This is a genomic window from Massilia sp. (assembly GCF_031995545.1).
In the GTDB taxonomy this organism is placed as follows: Bacteria; Pseudomonadota; Gammaproteobacteria; order Burkholderiales; family Burkholderiaceae_D; genus Telluria.
Genome location: NZ_DAMAGA010000007.1, coordinates 52,528 through 69,884, shown reverse-complemented (window position 1 = coordinate 69,884; position 17,357 = coordinate 52,528). Strand labels below are relative to the sequence as shown.

12 protein-coding genes are annotated in these 17,357 nt (G+C 66.9%); 6 read left to right on the top strand and 6 right to left on the bottom strand.

Going from position 1 to position 17,357, the window contains the following annotated elements:
• Window positions 1–11 precede the first annotated feature (11 nt).
• Window positions 12–944, top strand: coding sequence for a cysteine synthase A (cysK, locus tag RTQ83_RS07635; RefSeq protein WP_312512846.1), 933 nt, complete (start codon window positions 12–14; stop codon window positions 942–944).
• 33 nt (window positions 945–977) lie between these two features.
• Here cysK and RTQ83_RS07630 read toward each other — a convergent pair whose 3' ends face one another.
• Together RTQ83_RS07630 and RTQ83_RS07625 are read right to left on the bottom strand one after the other, a co-directional pair.
• Entirely contained in the window at window positions 978–1,976 is a 999-nt protein-coding gene (locus RTQ83_RS07630; RefSeq protein ID WP_312512843.1) for a cation diffusion facilitator family transporter, read from the bottom strand.
• The gene (locus RTQ83_RS07625; protein WP_312512841.1) at window positions 1,973–2,323 is read right to left on the bottom strand and encodes a metalloregulator ArsR/SmtB family transcription factor; all 351 of its coding nucleotides are present in this window, start codon (window positions 2,321–2,323) and stop codon (window positions 1,973–1,975) included. Before RTQ83_RS07625 ends, RTQ83_RS07630 begins: the two co-directional genes overlap by 4 nt.
• Before the next feature lie 162 nt (window positions 2,324–2,485).
• Between RTQ83_RS07625 and RTQ83_RS07620 the strand changes: the two genes are divergently transcribed.
• On the top strand, window positions 2,486–2,956 hold the full coding sequence (locus RTQ83_RS07620; protein WP_312512839.1) for a nuclear transport factor 2 family protein: 471 nt from the start codon (window positions 2,486–2,488) through the stop codon (window positions 2,954–2,956).
• 23 nt (window positions 2,957–2,979) lie between these two features.
• On the opposite strand, the gene RTQ83_RS07615 is transcribed toward RTQ83_RS07620, so the two are convergent.
• The 3 genes from RTQ83_RS07615 to RTQ83_RS07605 form a co-directional block, all read right to left on the bottom strand.
• A complete protein-coding gene (locus RTQ83_RS07615) occupies window positions 2,980–5,805 on the bottom strand; it encodes a pitrilysin family protein (protein ID WP_312512837.1) in 2,826 nt (941 codons plus the stop codon).
• Between the two features lie 76 nt (window positions 5,806–5,881).
• A complete protein-coding gene (locus RTQ83_RS07610) occupies window positions 5,882–6,817 on the bottom strand; it encodes a metallophosphoesterase (RefSeq protein WP_312512834.1) in 936 nt (311 codons plus the stop codon).
• Window positions 6,808–7,290 carry a CinA family protein gene (locus RTQ83_RS07605; RefSeq protein WP_312512831.1) on the bottom strand — a complete coding sequence of 161 codons (483 nt, stop codon included), beginning with the start codon at window positions 7,288–7,290 and terminating at the stop codon, window positions 6,808–6,810. Before RTQ83_RS07605 ends, RTQ83_RS07610 begins: the two co-directional genes overlap by 10 nt.
• Before the next feature lie 490 nt (window positions 7,291–7,780).
• Here RTQ83_RS07605 and RTQ83_RS07600 point away from each other — a divergent pair, with 490 nt between their 5' ends.
• Together RTQ83_RS07600 and RTQ83_RS07595 are read left to right on the top strand one after the other, a co-directional pair.
• Window positions 7,781–9,898 (top strand): ATP-binding protein, encoded by a 2,118-nt coding sequence (locus tag RTQ83_RS07600; protein ID WP_312512828.1) that lies wholly within the window; start codon window positions 7,781–7,783, stop codon window positions 9,896–9,898.
• Complete coding sequence (locus tag RTQ83_RS07595) at window positions 9,898–12,507, top strand: EAL domain-containing protein (RefSeq protein WP_312512826.1); 2,610 nt, start codon at window positions 9,898–9,900, stop codon at window positions 12,505–12,507. The genes RTQ83_RS07600 and RTQ83_RS07595 overlap by 1 nt, the downstream gene beginning before the upstream one ends.
• 13 nt (window positions 12,508–12,520) lie before the next feature.
• On the opposite strand, the gene thiL is transcribed toward RTQ83_RS07595, so the two are convergent.
• Window positions 12,521–13,501, bottom strand: a complete 981-nt coding sequence (gene thiL / locus RTQ83_RS07590) for a thiamine-phosphate kinase (RefSeq protein WP_312512824.1) — start codon at window positions 13,499–13,501, stop codon at window positions 12,521–12,523.
• Between the two features lie 161 nt (window positions 13,502–13,662).
• Between thiL and RTQ83_RS07585 the strand changes: the two genes are divergently transcribed.
• The gene (locus tag RTQ83_RS07585; protein WP_312512822.1) at window positions 13,663–15,975 is read left to right on the top strand and encodes an NADP-dependent malic enzyme; all 2,313 of its coding nucleotides are present in this window, start codon (window positions 13,663–13,665) and stop codon (window positions 15,973–15,975) included.
• Window positions 15,976–16,315: 340 nt separating this feature from the next.
• Window positions 16,316–17,356 carry a GDP-mannose 4,6-dehydratase gene (gene gmd / locus RTQ83_RS07580; RefSeq protein WP_312512820.1) on the top strand — a complete coding sequence of 347 codons (1,041 nt, stop codon included), beginning with the start codon at window positions 16,316–16,318 and terminating at the stop codon, window positions 17,354–17,356.
• The last annotated feature ends 1 nt before the right edge of the window (window position 17,357 follow it).

Here is a 17,357-nt window from a genome sequence, read left to right as displayed (position 1 = left end):
GGGAGGCCGATGTGCGTATCGCGAACGATGTCACTGAATTGATTGGCAATACCCCGCTGGTGCGGATCCGCAGGCTGGCTAGCGGCAGCGGCGCCGACCTGGTCGGCAAGCTCGAATTCCACAACCCGGCGCACAGCGTCAAGGACCGCATCGGCCTGGCCATGATCGAGGCCGCCGAGGCGGCCGGTCTTGTCACGCCGGATACCATCATCGTCGAACCCACCAGCGGCAACACCGGCATCGCACTGGCGATGGTGTGCGCCGCACGTGGCTACCGCTGCCGGCTGGTGATGCCCGACACCATGAGCAACGAGCGGCGCATGCTGCTGCGCGCCTACGGCGCAGAACTGGTGCTCACGCCGGGCGCCGAAGGCATGCTGGGCGCGATCCGGCGCGCCGAAGAGATCGTGGCCGGCGACCCGCGCTGCTTCATGCCGCAGCAGTTCAACAATCCCGCCAACCCCGAGGTGCACCGCCGCACCACGGCCGAGGAAATCTGGCGCGACACCGACGGCAAGATCGACATCCTGGTGGCCGGCGTCGGCACCGGCGGCACCATCACCGGTGTCAGCGACGTTATCAGGCCGCGCCGGCCCGGCTTCCGGGCGATCGCCGTGGAGCCGGAAGCGTCGCCGATGCTGTCCAAAGGCGTGAAGGGTCCGCATCCGATCCAGGGCATCGGCGCCGGCTTCGTGCCGCAGGTGCTCGATACCGCGGCCTACGACGAAGTGATCGCGGTGAAGAACGAGGACGCGTTCGAGACCGCGCGCGCGGCGGCGCGCGAGGAGGGACTGCTGGTCGGGATTTCGTCGGGAGCGGCGCTATGGGCCGCGATCCAGGTGGCACGCCGGCCCGAGAATGCGGGCAAGCTGATCGTGACGATCATTCCGTCGTTCGGCGAGCGCTATCTGAGCACGGCCTTGTATGCGGGGCTGGCGGGATAAGCCTGCTGCACGGACGCATCCGTGCAGCGGACTTCAATGCGCATGTGCGTGCTCGTGCCCCTGCAGCGCACAGTGGTGATGCGTGGTCCCCTGTTCCACCTGCAGCGTGCAGTGATGGATCGAGAAATCCTCGCGTAAGCGCGCCGTCATCGCATCGAGCGCCGCGTCGCCCGGATACCCGTCCGGCATCACCACGTGCGCCGTGAGCGCGTTCTCGGTCGTGCTCATGGCCCAGATGTGCAGGTCGTGCACCTCGCTCACGCCCGGCTGCGCGCACAGGTAAGCGCGCACCGCGTCCGCATCCACGCCGGGCGGCACCGCCGCCATCGACAGCTGCACCGACTCGCGCAGCAGCGACCAGGTACCGAGCACGATCACCACCACGATCACCAGGCTCACCGCCGGGTCGATCCAGCTCCAGCCGGTGGCCATGATCGCCAGTCCCGAGATCACCACGCCCAGCGACAGCGCGGCGTCGGCCGCCATGTGCAGGTAGGCGCCGCGGATGTTCAGGTCGCCCTTGCTGCCGGCCAGGAACAGCCAGGCCGAGAAGCCGTTGATCAGCACGCCGATGCCGGCCACGATCGCCACCGTGGCGCCCATCACCGGCGCCGGTTGATTAAAGCGCTGCACCGCTTCCCAGGCGATCGCGCCGCAGGCCACCATCAACAGCAGGCCGTTGCCCAGCGCCGCCAGGATCGACGAGCCGCGCAGGCCGTAGGTGTAGCGGCCCTTGGGCGCGCTCTTGGCCAGCATGGCGGCGCCCCAGGCCAGCACCAGGCCCAGCACGTCGGACAGGTTGTGGCCGGCGTCGGCCATCAGCGCGGTGGAGTGGGCGATGAAACCGTAGGCGAATTCGATGATGACGAACGCCAGGTTGAGGCCGATCGCCAGCGCGAAGGCGCGGCCGTTGCCGTCGGGCGAGGGCACGTGGTGATGGTGGTGATGGCCGAAGCCATGGCTATGGCCGTGATCGTGGCCATGGTCGTGCTTGTGATCGTGCGCGTGATTGTGCTTGTCTGGGTGATTCATGCGTCCATCCCGTTGGCGGGTTCGGCGATGTGCTCGAACATGGTGGAAAGCAGGCTGCTGATGTGGGCGTCGGCAGCGGAATAGAACACCTGCTTGCCCTGGCGCTCGGCCTTGACGATGCGGGCGGCGCGCAACAGGCGCAGGTGGTGGCTGACCAGCGAACTGGACAGCGACAGGGTGGCGGCGATGTCGCCCACCGCGGTCGGCTGCGCCAGGCAGGCCAGCACGATGCGCAGGCGGGTGGCGTCGCCCAGCAGGTGGAACAGGTCGGCCAGCTGGCCGATCGCTTCCTCGGGCGGGGTGGCGATCGGCTGCGCCGGATGCAGGTGGTCGTGGGTGTGGGTCATAACTAACATGTGAATAGCTGTTCACATGTTAGATGAAACGTCGGTGGGCCGCAACACGTATGCATTCGTTTTTTATGGGCAACAACCACAGCGGTTGTTATGATCGTTCGCGATAACCTCGCCGCACAGGCGGCGGGAGACCAACTGTCAAAAGGAACTCACATGATGCAGATTCCCTTCACCAAGACCGTACGTTCCGCGATCTTGCTCGGCGCTCTGGCGGCATCGGCAGTGCAGGCCGCGCCGGCCAGCCAGGAGGTCGAGACGCTGGTGCAGCGCTTCACGGCAGCCCAGAGCGGCTTCGACCCGGCCACCTTGAAGTCGCTCACGGCCGACAACTACGTCGAGATTTCGCCGCTGGGAGAAGTCGATCCACGCGAAAAGATGCTGTCGTTTTACGTGAAGAAGGACGACAAGCCGCGTCCGGCGATTGGCGTCGACGAGCTGTCGACGCGCGTGCTGGGAGACAGCGCGGTGACGATCGCCAGGGTGTCGTATTCGATGATGGCCGGTGGCCAGAGCCGCACCTTCTCGCTGCGCTCGGTGTTCGTCGCGGCGAAGCAGGGCAAGGAGTGGAAGCTGGTGTCGGTGCAGTACACGCCGATCCGGCAGGCGGCAGCAGCGAATCCGTAGGGTCGGCGGCATAGCCGCCAACCCTACTTGGCCTGCCCGTCGTCGTCGCGAATTTCCGCCTTGCCCAGGCCGAGCGACTGCAGCTGCGGCAGGATGCGGCGCCGGTCGCCGACCGCCACCACGATCATCTTGTCGGGATCGAGCCATTGGCGTGCGGCCTTCTGCACGGCGCCGGCATCGACCTCGGCCAGGCGCTGCGCCAGCATGTCGTAGTAATCCGGCGCCAGGTCGTACACGAACAGCTCGGTGAGGCTGGCGCCGACGTCGGCGTTGGTCTCGAACTGGCCCGGCAGCGACAGCAGCTGGGCGTCGCGCGCGGCGGCCAGTTCGTCGGGCGGCAGCGGGTGCTCGCGCAAGGCCGCGATCTCCTTGAAGATCTCGCGTACCGAGGCGCCGGTGACGTCCTGCTGCACGCTGGCCTCGATCGAGAACGGCGCCGGGGTGCGGTCGTAGTCGAAGCGCGAATAGATGCCGTAGGTGTAACCTTTGGTCTCGCGCAGGTTGTTGTTCAGGCGGCTAGAGAACATCCCGCCCAGCACGCCGTTCATGACCTGCAGCGCCGGGAAGTCGGGCGTGTTGCGCGGCGGGCCCATGCTGGCAATCTGCAGTGCGGTCTGGCCGCTGTCGGCTTGATCGACCAGCACCAGGCGCGCGCCCGTCGGACGCGCCGCGCCCGTGGTGCCGCCTGGCGCCTCGGCCGCCGGCCAGGCGCCGAAATACTTCCGCGTCAGCGTCTCGAGTTCGGCGCGCGTGATGTCGCCGGTGACCACCAGCGCCGCGTTCGACGGCACGTAGTGGCGCTTCCAGAACGCGGCGATGTCGTCGCGCGTGGTGTTGCGGATTGCCGGCTCCAGGCCGAGCTGGCCGTAGCCCTTCGGGTGGCCGGCGCCGAACAGCGCACCCGCCGCCGCCAGCGCCGCCACCGTCTCCGGGTCGTCGCGCTGCTGCATCAATGAGCCGAGGCGGTCGGCGCGCTGGCGCTCGATCTCGGCGATCGGGAATGCCGGGTGCTGCACGATGTCGGCCATCACGTCGAGCGCGCGCTCGAAGGTCGCGCGCAGCGCCAAGAGCGACACGGTGGAGACGTCGTCGCTGCTGCCGGCGTCCAGGAAGGCGCCCAGCTGCGCGATCTCGTCGGCGATCTGCGGCGCGCTGCGCGTGGCGGTGCCTTCTTCCAGCATCTGCGCCGTGAAGCCGGCCAGGCCGGGCAGGCGCTCCGGGTTGGCGGCGCCGCCGCTACGCACCACCAGCTGGCTCGATACCAGCGGCAGGGCCGGATTGTGATGGTGGATCACGCGCAGGCCGTTGGCCAGCGTGAAGCTGTCGCCGCGCGGCGCCTTGAAGCGCGGCGCAGGGCCGGCTTTCGGTGGCGTGGCGCGCCAGGCTTCGGCCTTGTTCAATGGGACGTCGGCGCCGGTTGCAAGCGCCGAGGCCTTGTCTGCCCTGGCGCCGCTCTTCTTCGGCAGTGCCGGATCGTCGAACTTCGGCTTGCCCGGCACGCCGGTCACCACCACGCGCGCATCCTTGCGCAGCCAGCTGCGCACCGCGCGCTGGACCGCGGCGGCGTCGACCCGGCGCAGGCGCGCCAGGTCTTTCGGCAGGTAGCCCGGGTCGCCGGTGTACAGGTTGTAGTGATTGAGCTGCTCGGCCAGGCCGTCGCCGCCCAGCTTTTCGAGCGAGGCCAGCAGCGCGGTCTCGAGGCTGTTGCGGGCACGCTCGACTTCGCGCGGCGTCGGGCCGTGCTCGGCCAGCTGGGCCAGTTCGGCGTCGATCGCGGCTTCCAGCTCTTGCGGGGTGTGGCCAGCGCGCGCGGTGGCGTCGATCACGAAGGTCGAACTCAAGCCGAGCGAGGTCTGGCCGGCATCGACGTCCTGCGCGATCTGGCGCTCGTAGACCAGCGATTTGTACAGGCGGCCGGCCTTGCCGCCGCCCAGGATGTAGGCCGCCACCAGCAGCTCGGCGTCGCCGGGCTGGTAGGCGGAAGGGGTGAGCCAGCCCATGAACACGCGCGGCAGCTCGACCCGGTCGCGCACCGTGATGCGGCGTTCGGCCGTGATCGGCGGCGTGGTGACATTCGGGCGCGTCACATCGGCCCCGCGTTTCAAACTGCCGAAATAGCGCGTCACCAGCTCGCGCGCCTTCTTCTTGTCGATGTCGCCGGCCAGCACCAGGCTGGCGTTGTTGGGGCCGTAGTAGCGGGCGAAGAAGTCGCGCACGTCGCTCAGCTTGGCACCCTGGATGTCGGCATGCGAGCCGATGATCGAGGCGTGGTAGGGATGGCCCTTGGGGAACAGCGCCTGCGCCAGCGCTTCCTCGACGATGCCGTAGGGTTCGCCCTCGACGGTCTGGCGTCGCTCGTTGCGCACCACGTCCTGCTGCACCGTCAAGGCCTGCTGGTCGAGCACGTCGAGCAGGTAGCCCATGCGGTCGGCGTGCACCCACAGCGCCAGTTCGAGCTGGTTCGAGGGCACGGTGTCGTAGTAGCTGGTGCTGTCGTAGCCGGTGCCGCCGTTGCTGTCGGTGGCGCCCGCGCCTTCCAGCAGGCGGTCGGCCATGCCGCGCGGGATATGGCGGGTCTGCGCGAACATCATGTGCTCGAACAGGTGGGCGAAGCCGGTCAGGCCCGGCGCCTCGTTGGCCGGGCCGACGTGGTACCACAGGTTGACCGCCACGATCGGCAGCCGCTTGTCCTCGACCAGGATCACCTGCAGGCCGTTGGGCAGCACGAACTTGTCGAAAGCGATGGCGGGTACTGGCGCCGTGGCCGGAGCCGGTGGAACGTCCTGGGCCGGCGCATCGGCTGGCGCACCGGCCAGCATCAGCGGGACCATCAGGGTAGGGATCTTCAATGTTTCTCCAAAAATTCAGGGGTGCGGGCTGGACACCGTAGATGGCAGCGCGCGCTGCGATATCAATGCTAGTCTGTCAATGACAGCTGCCGCTTCCTCGATCGAGCCTGGCGCCGGCGGGAATCCGCTCCGGCTCGGCGGCCAGGAATTCCCATTCGTAGCCGCCGTCCAGCAGCCGCAGGCGCAGCACGCCGTCGAAGCTCGCTTCGCGCACCTCGCTATTATCGCGGATACGCAGGAAAGGCGTGGCGTAGGCGCCGCCGGTGCCGACCGCGAACTGGCGCAGGCCGCGCTCGCGGTCGAGCCTGCCATGCGCGTCCTGCGGCGCGAAGCGCTCGTAGTCGTGGTCGTGGCCGGACAGCACCAGCTCGGCGCCGGCCCGATGCAGCAGCTCCCAGGCGTCCGCCATCCGCCCCGGGCCCAGGTGGCCGCCCGAGGTGTACAGCGGATGGTGCCAGAAGGCCAGCGTGCAGCGCACCGGATCCTTGCCAAGTTCCTGTCGCAGCCACGCCAGCTGGGCAGTGTGCTCCGCGCCTTTCAGATTGCTGTTGAGCGAAATCAGGTGCCAGCCGCCCAGGCGCAGGCTGTAGTAGCCGCGGCCGGCGCGTGCGCCGAAGTAATCGAAGTAGGGGCGGGCGCCCGGGGTGTTGTATTCGTGGTTGCCCGGCGTCGGCCAGGTGCGCTCGCGAAAGCGGCCCCAGGTGGGACCGTAGCAGTCGGCGAATTCGCGCGCGGTACCGTTGGGATAGGTGTGGTCGCCCAGCGTCAATACGGTGGCGTGGCGGTCGGCGCGCAGGGCCCACTCGACCAGGCCGGCGGTGGCCGCCGCGCCCGACCAGCGCGGGTCGGGATGCTTGCAGCGCGCGATGTCGCCGGCCGCGTAGATGGTGTGCACCGCGCCGCCCGCGGCAGGCGCGGCCTGTGCAGCGACGGCGGCCAGACCCAGGACCAGGCCCAGGCTCAGGCCAGCGGCTGGCAGCGGCGCCAGCCTTGCGTCAACCTTTATTCGCAAAAGCGCAGCACGCCCTTCAGCGCATGGGCCACGGCCTGCTCGCGCACCGCGTGGCGGTCGCCCTGGAACACCAGGCGTTCGGTATGGACCTGGTCGCCGCGCGCCCAGCCGAAGCACACGGTGCCGATCGGCTTGCCCGGCACCGCACCGGTGGGGCCGGCGATGCCGGTGGTCGAGACGGCGATGTCGGCGCTGCTGTTGGCCACCGCACCCGAAGCCATGGCGGCCGCCACTTCTTCGCTCACCGCACCGAACTGGGCGATCACGGCGCTCGGCACGTCCAGCATGTCGGCCTTGGCGGTATTGGTATAGGTGACGAAGCCGCAGTCGAACCAGTCGCCCGAGCCCGGGACTTCGGTGATCGAGTAGGCGATGGCGCCGCCGGTGCAGGACTCGGCGGTGGAGAGCATCCAGCGCTTGGCTTCCATGGCTTCGCCTACTTTGGTAACGAGTTCGATGATGTCGTTGGTCACGTGAAGTCTCCTGTTGATTACTTGGTACTTAGCTAGTACTTGGCTGTTGCGTCTGATCGCCGCGCTGGCGGGCGGGCTTGTCCGCGCATGATTCATTCTAGCGCGTGATCAGCGCGCCGGGCAGCAGCGCACGCACCGATTGGCGCAATCATTCGCACCATGGCCACGGCTTGTAACAGTTTCAAAATTGGCTATTCAAACGCCAGGAGAACGTTTACAGTGCCAGCCGCCCGGCCTTGGAAAAAAATGTTCCGTGCGACATGCCGCACGAGCGTGCTGCTATGCTGGGACGTCCACCGGGCGCGCCCGGGCAGGCCTTAATCTACTCATCAATGAACCGAGATGCCGCACGAACGAATCGCGCGTGAACGGATACGGCGAGCATGGCCGTGAGTCCAGCAGCCCATCACCCGGCAGGTCCCGGCCTGCGCCGCGCGCGCGTGCGCCCGTGTCAGTGCGCATGCCTTGCCGCACGGCGCCCGGAGGCCGCATGACACCCCAGCGCTCCATCCGCACCAAGCTGGTCAAGGTGGTGATGACCACCACTTTCGTGTCGCTGCTGGTCTCGATCGCGATCATCGTCGTGTATGACCTGCGCAGCTATCACCGGTCAATGGTGAATGACCTGGCGACCCAGGCTGAACTGGTCGGCCACATGACCTCGGCCGCGCTGAGCTTCGACGACCCGCGCCTGGCCAACGAGAACCTGGCGCTGCTGCGCACCAGCCCCTCGGTGCACGCGGCCGCCATCTACGACGCACGCGGGCGCCGCTTCGCCTCGTACGTTGCCGACACCACCCCCGACTCCGGTGACGAAGATCCTGGCGCAACCCATCCGCTGGCACTGAACCTGGACGCCGCCGTGGCCGAGAAAGCCGCCGGCGAACTGGTGCTGCGCCAGGCCATCGTCGAAAATGGCGACACGGTCGGCACCGTGGTGCTGCGCGCCCACAGCGGCCTGCTGCAGCGCACCTTCGACTACCTGGTCATCGCCGCCGGCGTCACCGCCCTGGCGATGGCCGTGGCTTATCTATTGACGCGGCGCTTCGGCAGCGTATTGACGACGCCGATCGTGGCGATCACGGAAATCGCACGCGAAGTGGTCGACACGCGCGACTATTCGCGCCGCGCACCGCGCATCGGCGACGACGAAGCGGCCGAGCTGGCCGATTCGTTCAACGCCATGCTGACCGAGATCGAAGGCCGCACGCGCGAACTGGAAGAGTCGCACAGCACCACCGTGCGCGAAGCCCACGAACGGACCCGCGCCCAGCAGGAAGTGATGCGCCTGAACGAGCAGCTCGAACACCGCGTCGACGAGCGCACCCTGCAGCTGGCGCTGGCCAACGCCGAACTGGCCAACGCCAACGAAGAAGCGCGCAGCGCCAACCAGGCCAAGTCGGCCTTCCTGTCGTCGATGAGCCACGAGCTGCGCACGCCGCTCAACGCGATCCTCGGCTTCGCCCAGATCCTGACATCCGACGTGCTGCCCTCGACGCTGGAGCAGAAGAAGGAATTCGCCAACCACATCCTGAAGTCGGGGCGCCACCTGCTTACCCTGATCAACGAGATCCTCGACCTGGCCAAGGTGGAGTCGGGCACCATCACGCTGTCGATGGAACCGGTGGCGCTGAGCGACGCACTGATGGAATGCCGCACCATGATCGAACCGATCGCCGCCACCCGCAAGGTGCGGGTGCTGTTCCCGGATGTCGATGGCGCGGTGGTGATGGCCGACCGCACGCGCCTGAAGCAGGTGATGCTCAATCTGCTGTCGAACGCGGTCAAGTACAACCGCGACGAGGGCGCCGTGGTGGTCACCTGCGAGCATCCGACGCCGTCGCGCCTGCGCCTGTCGGTGCAGGACACCGGCCAGGGCCTGAACCCGGAGCAGCTGGCCGGCCTGTTCCAGCCCTTCAACCGCCTGGGCCAGGAAGGCGGCGCCCAGGAAGGTACCGGCATCGGCCTGGTGGTGACCAAGCGCCTGGTGGAACTGATGGGCGGCGAGATCGGCGTCACCAGCAGCCCGGGCGTGGGCAGCGTGTTCTGGATCGAATTGGCCAGCACCGCGCCGCTCAAGTCGGCGCTGAACACGGGCATGGCGGTGCTGGAGGCGGCCACGGCCTCGCTGGCGCAGGCGCCCGCCGCCGCTGCCGGCGCGGATGACCAGGACGCGCCGCAATTGCCGCACCTGCTGCTGTACGTCGAGGACAACCCGGCCAACCTGCGCCTGGTGGAAGAGATCGTGGCGTTCCGGCGCGACCTGCGCCTGATCTCGGCGCCCGACGGCCACCTCGGCCTGCAGCTGGCGCGCGCGCACCGGCCCGAAGTGATCCTGATGGACCTGAACCTGCCCGGCATGAGCGGCTTCGAGGTGCTCAAGCAGCTGCGCAGCGATCCCGAGACCGCCGCCATTCCAGTGGTGGCGCTCACCGCCAACGCCATGCCGCGCGACGTCGAACGCGGCCTGGCGGCGGGCTTCTACCGTTACCTGACCAAACCGATCGACATCGACAAGTTTACCGAAGCGATCAACAGTATCCTGGCGCAGCGCCGCACTCCCGAGGCATCGGCTGCCCTGGGCGCGCCGGGCGAGAGGAAGGCTTGATGATCACCCTGCAAGAAATCCGGCGCGCGAAGATCCTGGTCGTCGACGACGAGCCGGTCAACGTGCAGCTGCTCGAATACCTGCTCAAGACCACCGGCTACGAAAACGTCCTTGCTACCCATGACCCGCGCCAGGTGGTGGCGCTGCACCTGAAGCACCGCTTCGACCTGATCATCCTCGACCTGCACATGCCGGGCATGGACGGCTTCGACGTGATGGAAGCGCTGAAACCCCTCGAAAGCGACTCGTGGCTGCCGGTGCTGGTGGTAACGGCGGAGCCGGACAAGAAGCTGGCCGCGCTGGAAGCCGGCGCGCGCGACTTCATCGGCAAGCCGTTCGACACGGTAGAGGTGATGACGCGCATCCGCAACCTGCTCGAAGTGCGCCTGCTGCACCGCGAATCGCGCGACCGCGGCAACCAGCTCGAACACGAAGTGCGCGAGCGCACCGCCGAACTGGAACGCTTCCGCGCGGCGATGGATGCCACGCCGGACGCGCTGTTCCTGATCGACATCGCCAGCATGGCGATGGTCGACGTCTCGGAAGGCGCCTGCCGCATGCTGGGCTTTTCGCGCGACGCGCTGCTGCGCATCGACCCGGTGGCGCTGGGCCTGGCCACGCGCTCGCAGCTGGAACGCCACCTGGGCGCGGCGGCCGCGAAGGAAAAGGCCGGCGCCGAACCGGAAGCCGACATCGTCGAAACCGAATTGATGCGCGCCGGCGGCGAAGGCTCGGTGCCGGTCGAGATCAGCTGGAAGCTGCAGGAGCAGGATGCAGAGGGCAATGCGCATCGCATGCTGATCGCGGTGGCGCGCGACACCACCGAACGGCTGCAGGCCCAGGAACGGCTGCGCCACGCGGCCAGCTACGACGCCCTGACCGGCCTGCCCAACCGCACGCTGTTCTTCGAACACCTGCGCGACACCATCGAGCTGGCCCAGGACAAGAACTGGCGCGTGGCGGTGCTGTGCATCACGCTCGACCGCTTCAAGGTGATCAACGACACGCTCGGCACCGCGCTCGGCGACGAGCTGCTGGGCCAGTTCAGCACGCGCCTGGCGCGCTGCGCCGGCACCCGCGACTCGGTCGGGCGCCTGGGCGGCGACGAGTTCGCGCTGATCCTGACCATGCCGCGCGACCAGCAGGAAGCGGTGAACATGGCCAACGACGTGCGCGACACGCTGCGCCTGCCGTTCGACCTGCACGGCCAGCAGGCCGCGCTGACGGCCAGCATCGGCATCGCCATGTACCCGGACGATACGACCGAGCCGGGCGCGCTGGTCAAGTACGCCGACACCGCGATGGTGCGCGCCAAGGAAGCGGGACGCGACGGCTACCGCTTCTTCACCGCCGGCATGAACGTGCAGGTGCTGGCGCGCCTCGACCTCGAGCTGGCGCTGAGGAGCGCCCTGGAAGACAATCAGTTCGTGCTGCACTACCAGCCCAAGCTGGAACTGAACACCGGCCGCATCGCCGGCGCCGAGGCGCTGCTGCGCTGGCACCGGCCCGGCTATGGCCTGGTGTACCCGGCCGAATTCGTGCCGGTGATGGAAGAGACCGGACTGGTGGTGCGGGTCGGCGAATGGATCATCGATGAAGCCTGCCGCCAGATCGCGGCCTGGAGCGCGGCCGGGGTGCGCGACATGCGGGTGGCGGTGAACGTCTCGAGCCGCCAGTTCGTCGAGGGCGACCTGGAGGGGGTAGTGCGTTCAGCCCTGGCCCGGCACGAGATCGAGTCCGGCCTGCTGGAACTGGAGCTGACCGAAAGCGCGCTGATGTCCAACGCCGAGCACACCACCGAGGTGCTGACGCGCCTGAAGGCGCTCGGCCTGCGGGTCGGCATCGACGATTTCGGCACCGGCTATTCGAGCCTGGCCTACCTCAAGCGCTTCCCGATCGACAAGCTGAAGATCGACATCGCCTTCGTGCGCGACATCGTCACCAATCCCGACGACGCCGCGATCGCGCTGGCCATCATCAGCATGGCGCACAGCCTGCACATGCAGGTGGTGGCCGAGGGCGTGGAGTCGCGCGCCCAGATGGCCTACCTGCGGCGCCACCGCTGCGACGAGATCCAGGGCTTCCACTTCTCGCGCGCGCTGCCGGCCGACCAGCTGGCCGAGATGGTGCTGGCCAACCGCGCCCAGCCCGACCGCGCGCCGGAAGTCGACGACCGGGTGCAGACGCTGCTGATCGTGGACGACGACCCCTCCACGCTGGCGTCGCTGCACCGCCTGTTCCGGCGCGACGGCTACCGCGTGCTGACGGCGCAGACCACCGACGCCGCCTTCGACTACCTGGCGCTGTACCGGGTGCAGGTGATCCTGTGCGACCAGCGCATGCCGGTGATGAGCGGCACCGAATTCCTCAGCAAGGTCAAGGAGATGTATCCCGAGACCATGCGCATCATCCTGTCCGGCGACACCGCGCTCGACGCGGTGCTCGATTCGGTCAACCGCGGGGCGATCTACCGCTTCTATACCAAGCCGTGGAACGACCAGGAACTGCGCGACAATGTGCGGCTGGCGTTCAGGCATTACTGGATGGAGCACGGGCCGTACGATGACCGCAAGGTGCCGCGCGAAGGGGATGAGGCGCAGGTGGCGTAAGGGGAAGCGCGTCTTATCCGGCCGCGAAGTGATCCCACCCGGCCAGGCCTAACTCAAGCGGCTTGCCATCCGCATCGACCAGCCGCAATCCGGCCTGCGCATCGATCGTCCCGACGCGTGTCACCTGCGTGTCGGACTGGCGCCCGGCGTCGATGACGGCAGCGCGCGCACCGGCCGGCGCGGTGAAGCACAGTTCGTAATCGTCGCCGCCGGCCGCGGTGAAGCGGCGCCGCAGGTCGCGCCCCTGGCGCGCCAGCACCGGGCCCGCCGGCAGCGCATCGACGTTCAAGGTGGCGCCGACCCCGGACGCGGCCAGGATATGCCCGAGGTCTCCGGTCAGCCCATCCGAGATATCGAGCGCCGCATGGGCAATCGGCGCACTCGATGGTGCCAGCCCGAGCGCCAGCCCGAGCGCCACGCGCGGCGTCGGCAGGTGCATGCGCAGGCCGGCCTGCTCGAGCGCTTGCGGTTCCAGTGCAATCTCGTTCAGGTAGCCGGCCAGCGCCAGGCGCGCGTCGCCCAGCGTCCCCGAAATCCAGATGTCGTCGCCGGCCTGCGCCGCGTCGCGCCGCAACGCGTGTCCCGGCGCCAGTTCGCCGAACACGGTGATGCAGATATTCAGCGGTCCCTTGGTGGTGTCGCCGCCGATCAGCTCGCAGCCATGCGCATCGGCCAGCGCGAACAGTCCCTGCGCAAAGCCTTCCAGCCAGGCCGGATCGGCGCCCGGCAGCGCCAGCGATAACGTGAAAGCGACCGGCCGCGCGCCCATCGCCGCCAGGTCGGACAGATTCACCGCCAGTGCCTTGTGCCCCAGCATGCGCGGGTCGGCGCCGGCGAAGAAATGGCGGCCTTCGACCAGCATGTCGGAAGAAATCGCGAGCTGGCGGCCGGGGGTGGGCTGGAGCAGGGCGCAGTCGTCGCCAATGCCCAACACCGCCCGTCCGGGACGGTCGCGCTTGAAATAACGCTTGATGAGGTCGAATTCGGAGAGCATGGGCGACGATTGTACCTTGTCAGCCAGGCTGGATAAACGCCTTGGATTGACAGGCGAACAATTGCTGCAAGTGCACATAAATCGAGTAAAAATACGTAGGCTTTGACAACTTCCTGTCTGATAGAATCGTAGACCCGTTTGCAACAGGAAGGCTGCCCAGCATGGATTCGTCATCTGACAAAAAAGAAGAATTGCGTCAGCAACTGCGTCAAGCAGCGCTCGAATATCACCAGTTCCCCCGGCCCGGCAAGATCGCCGTCACGCCGACCAAGGGTCTGCTGAACCAGCGCGACCTCGCACTGGCCTACTCGCCGGGCGTGGCCGCCCCTTGCGAAGAGATCGTCAAGGACCCGGCCAATTCGTTCAAGTACACCGCGCGCGGCAACCTGGTCGCCGTGATCTCCAACGGCACCGCCGTGCTGGGCCTGGGCAATATCGGCCCACTGGCATCCAAGCCGGTGATGGAAGGCAAGGGCGTGCTGTTCAAGAAGTTCGCCGCCATCGACGTGTTCGACATCGAGATCAACGAAACCGATCCCGATAAACTGGTCGACATCATCGCCTCGCTCGAGCCGACCTTCGGCGGTGTGAACCTGGAAGACATCAAGGCGCCGGAGTGCTTCTACATCGAGCGCAAGCTGCGCGAACGGATGAAGATCCCGGTCTTCCACGACGACCAGCACGGCACCGCGATCATTGTCGGCGCCGCCATCCTGAATGGCCTGAAGGTCGTGGGCAAGAGCCTCAAGGAGTGCAAACTCGTGGTCTCGGGTGCCGGCGCGGCCGCACTGGCCTGCCTCGACCTGATCGTCGACCTCGGCTTCCCGATCGAAAACATTTTCGTGACCGACCTGGCCGGCGTGGTCTACAAGGGCCGCGTCGAACTGATGGACCCGGACAAGGAACGCTTCGCGCAGGACACGCCGCACCGCTCGCTGGCCGAAGTCATCCCCGGCGCCGACATCTTCCTCGGCCTGTCGGCCGGCGGCGTCCTGAAGCAGGACATGGTGGCCTCGATGGCCCCGAATCCGCTGATCCTGGCGCTGGCCAACCCGACCCCGGAAATCCTGCCGGAAGACGTGAAGGCGGTGCGCAGCGATGCCATCATCGCCACCGGCCGTTCGGACTACCCGAACCAGGTCAACAACGTGCTGTGCTTCCCGTACATGTTCCGCGGCGCCCTCGATTGTGGCGCGACCACCATCACGCGCGAAATGGAAATCGCCGTGGTGCACGCGATCGCCGACCTGGCCCACGCCGAGCAGTCTGACATCGTGGCCTCGGCCTACGGCATCTCGAACCTGTCGTTCGGTCCGGAATACCTGATCCCGATGCCGTTCGATCCGCGCCTGCTGACCCATATCGCGCCGGCCGTGGCCAAGGCGGCGATGGACGGCGGCGTCGCCTCCCGTCCGATCGAGGACCTGGCCGCCTACGCCGAAAGTCTGCAGCAGTTCGTGTACCGCAGCGGCACCTTCATGAAGCCGCTGTTCTCGGTGGCCAAGAGCGCCCCGAGCGAACTCAAGCGCATCGTCTATGCCGAAGGCGAAGAAGAGCGCGTGCTGCGCGCGGTGCAGGTGGTGGTCGACGAAAACCTGGCGCGTCCGATCCTGGTCGGCCGTCCGGCGGTGCTGGAGCAGCGCATCGAGAAGTTCGGCCTGCGCCTGAAGCTCGGCAAGCACTTCGACGTCATCAACCCGGACTTCGACGAGCGCTACCGCGATTACTGGCAGAGCTATCACCGCATGGTGATGCGCAAGGGTATCACCGAAGACCTGGCCAAGCTGGCCATGCGCCGTCGCCACACGCTGATCGGCGCCATGATGATCCACAAGGGCGAAGCCGACGGCATGATCTGCGGCACCTACGGCACCACCCAGGTGCACCTCGAGTACATCGAGCAGGTGCTGGGCAAGCGCGCCGGCAGCAATGTCTACGCGGCGATGAACTTCATCATCACGCCGGAACGCCAGCTGGCCATGGTCGACACCCACGTCAACGAGAATCCGACTGCCGAGCAATTGGCCGAGATCACGATCATGGCGGCCGAAGAGATGGAACGCTTCGGCATCGTGCCGCGCGCGGCGCTGCTGTCGCACTCCAACTTCGGCACCGCTAACACCGAGTCGGCGCTGAAAATGCGTGCGGCCCTGGCCCTGGTGCAGCAGAAGAAGCCGGACCTGGAAATCGACGGCGAGATGCACGGCGACGCCGCGTTGGACGCCAAGAACCGCGCCAAGATCATGCCGGAATCGACCCTGACCGGCGACGCCAACCTGCTGGTGCTGCCGAACATCGACGCCGCCAACATCTCGTACAACCTGCTCAAGACGGCGGCCGGCAACGGCATCGCGATCGGCCCGGTGCTGCTCGGCTGCGCGCGTCCGGTGCATATCCTGACGCCGTCGGCGACGGTGCGCCGCATCGTCAACATGACCGCGCTGGCGGTGGTCGACGCGGTGTCGCAGCGCTAAGCCGCAAACTGGATGTCTGCCTGTCAGGAACGGGGCGCAAGCCCCGTTTTTGAGACGCTGTGTCCGATATGCCTGAGGTAGCGAACTTGCGCTGCGTCAGGCGTATTTGTCATCAACAGTCGCCATTTGTCGTCGCACAAGGACACTGGTAACAAACCGTAAGCGGACGCCGCATCAAGTCATTTTGCGGTCATAATGATCAGATGGTTGTTGCATTTATTGCACGAAGTTTCTAATGTGCAAAGGCCGAGCCAGCCCCGTCTGTTACAATCCCGGCCAGTCTTCTACTTGTCTTTCTAATGGGTGGCGCCTGCAGGACCACCACCAACGATCCAAGAACATGCATACAAAAAGAGCCCTCATTACCGGCATTACCGGCCAGGATGGCGCCTATCTGGCCCAACTGCTCCTGGAAAAAGGCTACCACGTCACCGGCACCTACCGCCGTTCCAGCTCGGTCAATTTCTGGCGCATCGAAGAACTCGGCATCGCCGCACATGCGAACCTGTCGCTGGTCGAATACGACCTGACCGACCTGGCATCGAGCCTGCGCCTGATCGAGAACGCACGTCCGGATGAGGTCTACAACCTGGCGGCGCAAAGCTTCGTCGGCGTCTCGTTCGACCAGCCGCTGGCCACCGCCTCGATCACCGGCCTGGGCGCCGTCAACCTGCTCGAAGCGATCCGCATCGTCAATCCGAAGATCCGCTTCTACCAGGCGTCGACCTCGGAAATGTTCGGCAAGGTGCAGGCCGTCCCGCAGAAAGAAGACACCCCGTTCTACCCGCGCAGCCCGTACGGCGTGGCCAAGCTGTATGCGCACTGGATGACCATCAATTACCGCGAGTCGTATGACATCTTCGGTTCCTCGGGCATCCTGTTCAACCACGAGTCGCCGCTGCGCGGCCGCGAGTTCGTCACCCGCAAGATCACCGATTCGGTCGCCAAGATCGTCCTGAACAAGCTCGACGTGCTCGAACTGGGCAACCTGGACGCCAAGCGCGACTGGGGCTATGCCAAGGAATACGTCGAAGGCATGTGGCGCATCCTGCAGGCCGCCAACCCTGACACCTACGTGCTGGCGACCAACCGCACCGAGACCGTGCGCGACTTCGTCACCATGGCGTTCAAGGGCGCCAACGTGGCGGTCGAGTGGAGCGGCAACGCCGAGAACGAAGTCGGCCACTGCGCCCGTACCGGCAAGCAGCTGGTGCGCGTCTCGCCCAAGTTCTATCGTCCGGCCGAAGTCGACCTGTTGATCGGCGACCCCGAGAAAGCCAAGCGCGAGCTGGGCTGGGAGCCGAAGACCACGCTCGAAGAGCTGTGCCAGATGATGGTCGACGCCGACCTGCGTCGCAACGAACTGGGCTTCTCGTTCTGAC

What these genes read in the sequence shown, in the direction of transcription:
- RTQ83_RS07630 (WP_312512843.1), bottom strand. Translation starts at nt 1,976, where the DNA reads ATGAATCACCCAGACAAGCACAATCACGCGCACGATCACAAGCACGAC.
- RTQ83_RS07625 (WP_312512841.1), bottom strand. Translation starts at nt 2,323, where the DNA reads ATGACCCACACCCACGACCACCTGCATCCGGCGCAGCCGATCGCCACC.
- RTQ83_RS07620 (WP_312512839.1), top strand. Translation starts at nt 2,486, where the DNA reads ATGATGCAGATTCCCTTCACCAAGACCGTACGTTCCGCGATCTTGCTC.
- RTQ83_RS07600 (WP_312512828.1), top strand. Translation starts at nt 7,781, where the DNA reads ATGACACCCCAGCGCTCCATCCGCACCAAGCTGGTCAAGGTGGTGATG.
- RTQ83_RS07595 (WP_312512826.1), top strand. Translation starts at nt 9,898, where the DNA reads ATGATCACCCTGCAAGAAATCCGGCGCGCGAAGATCCTGGTCGTCGAC.
- thiL (WP_312512824.1), bottom strand. Translation starts at nt 13,501, where the DNA reads ATGCTCTCCGAATTCGACCTCATCAAGCGTTATTTCAAGCGCGACCGT.
- RTQ83_RS07585 (WP_312512822.1), top strand. Translation starts at nt 13,663, where the DNA reads ATGGATTCGTCATCTGACAAAAAAGAAGAATTGCGTCAGCAACTGCGT.
- gmd (WP_312512820.1), top strand. Translation starts at nt 16,316, where the DNA reads ATGCATACAAAAAGAGCCCTCATTACCGGCATTACCGGCCAGGATGGC.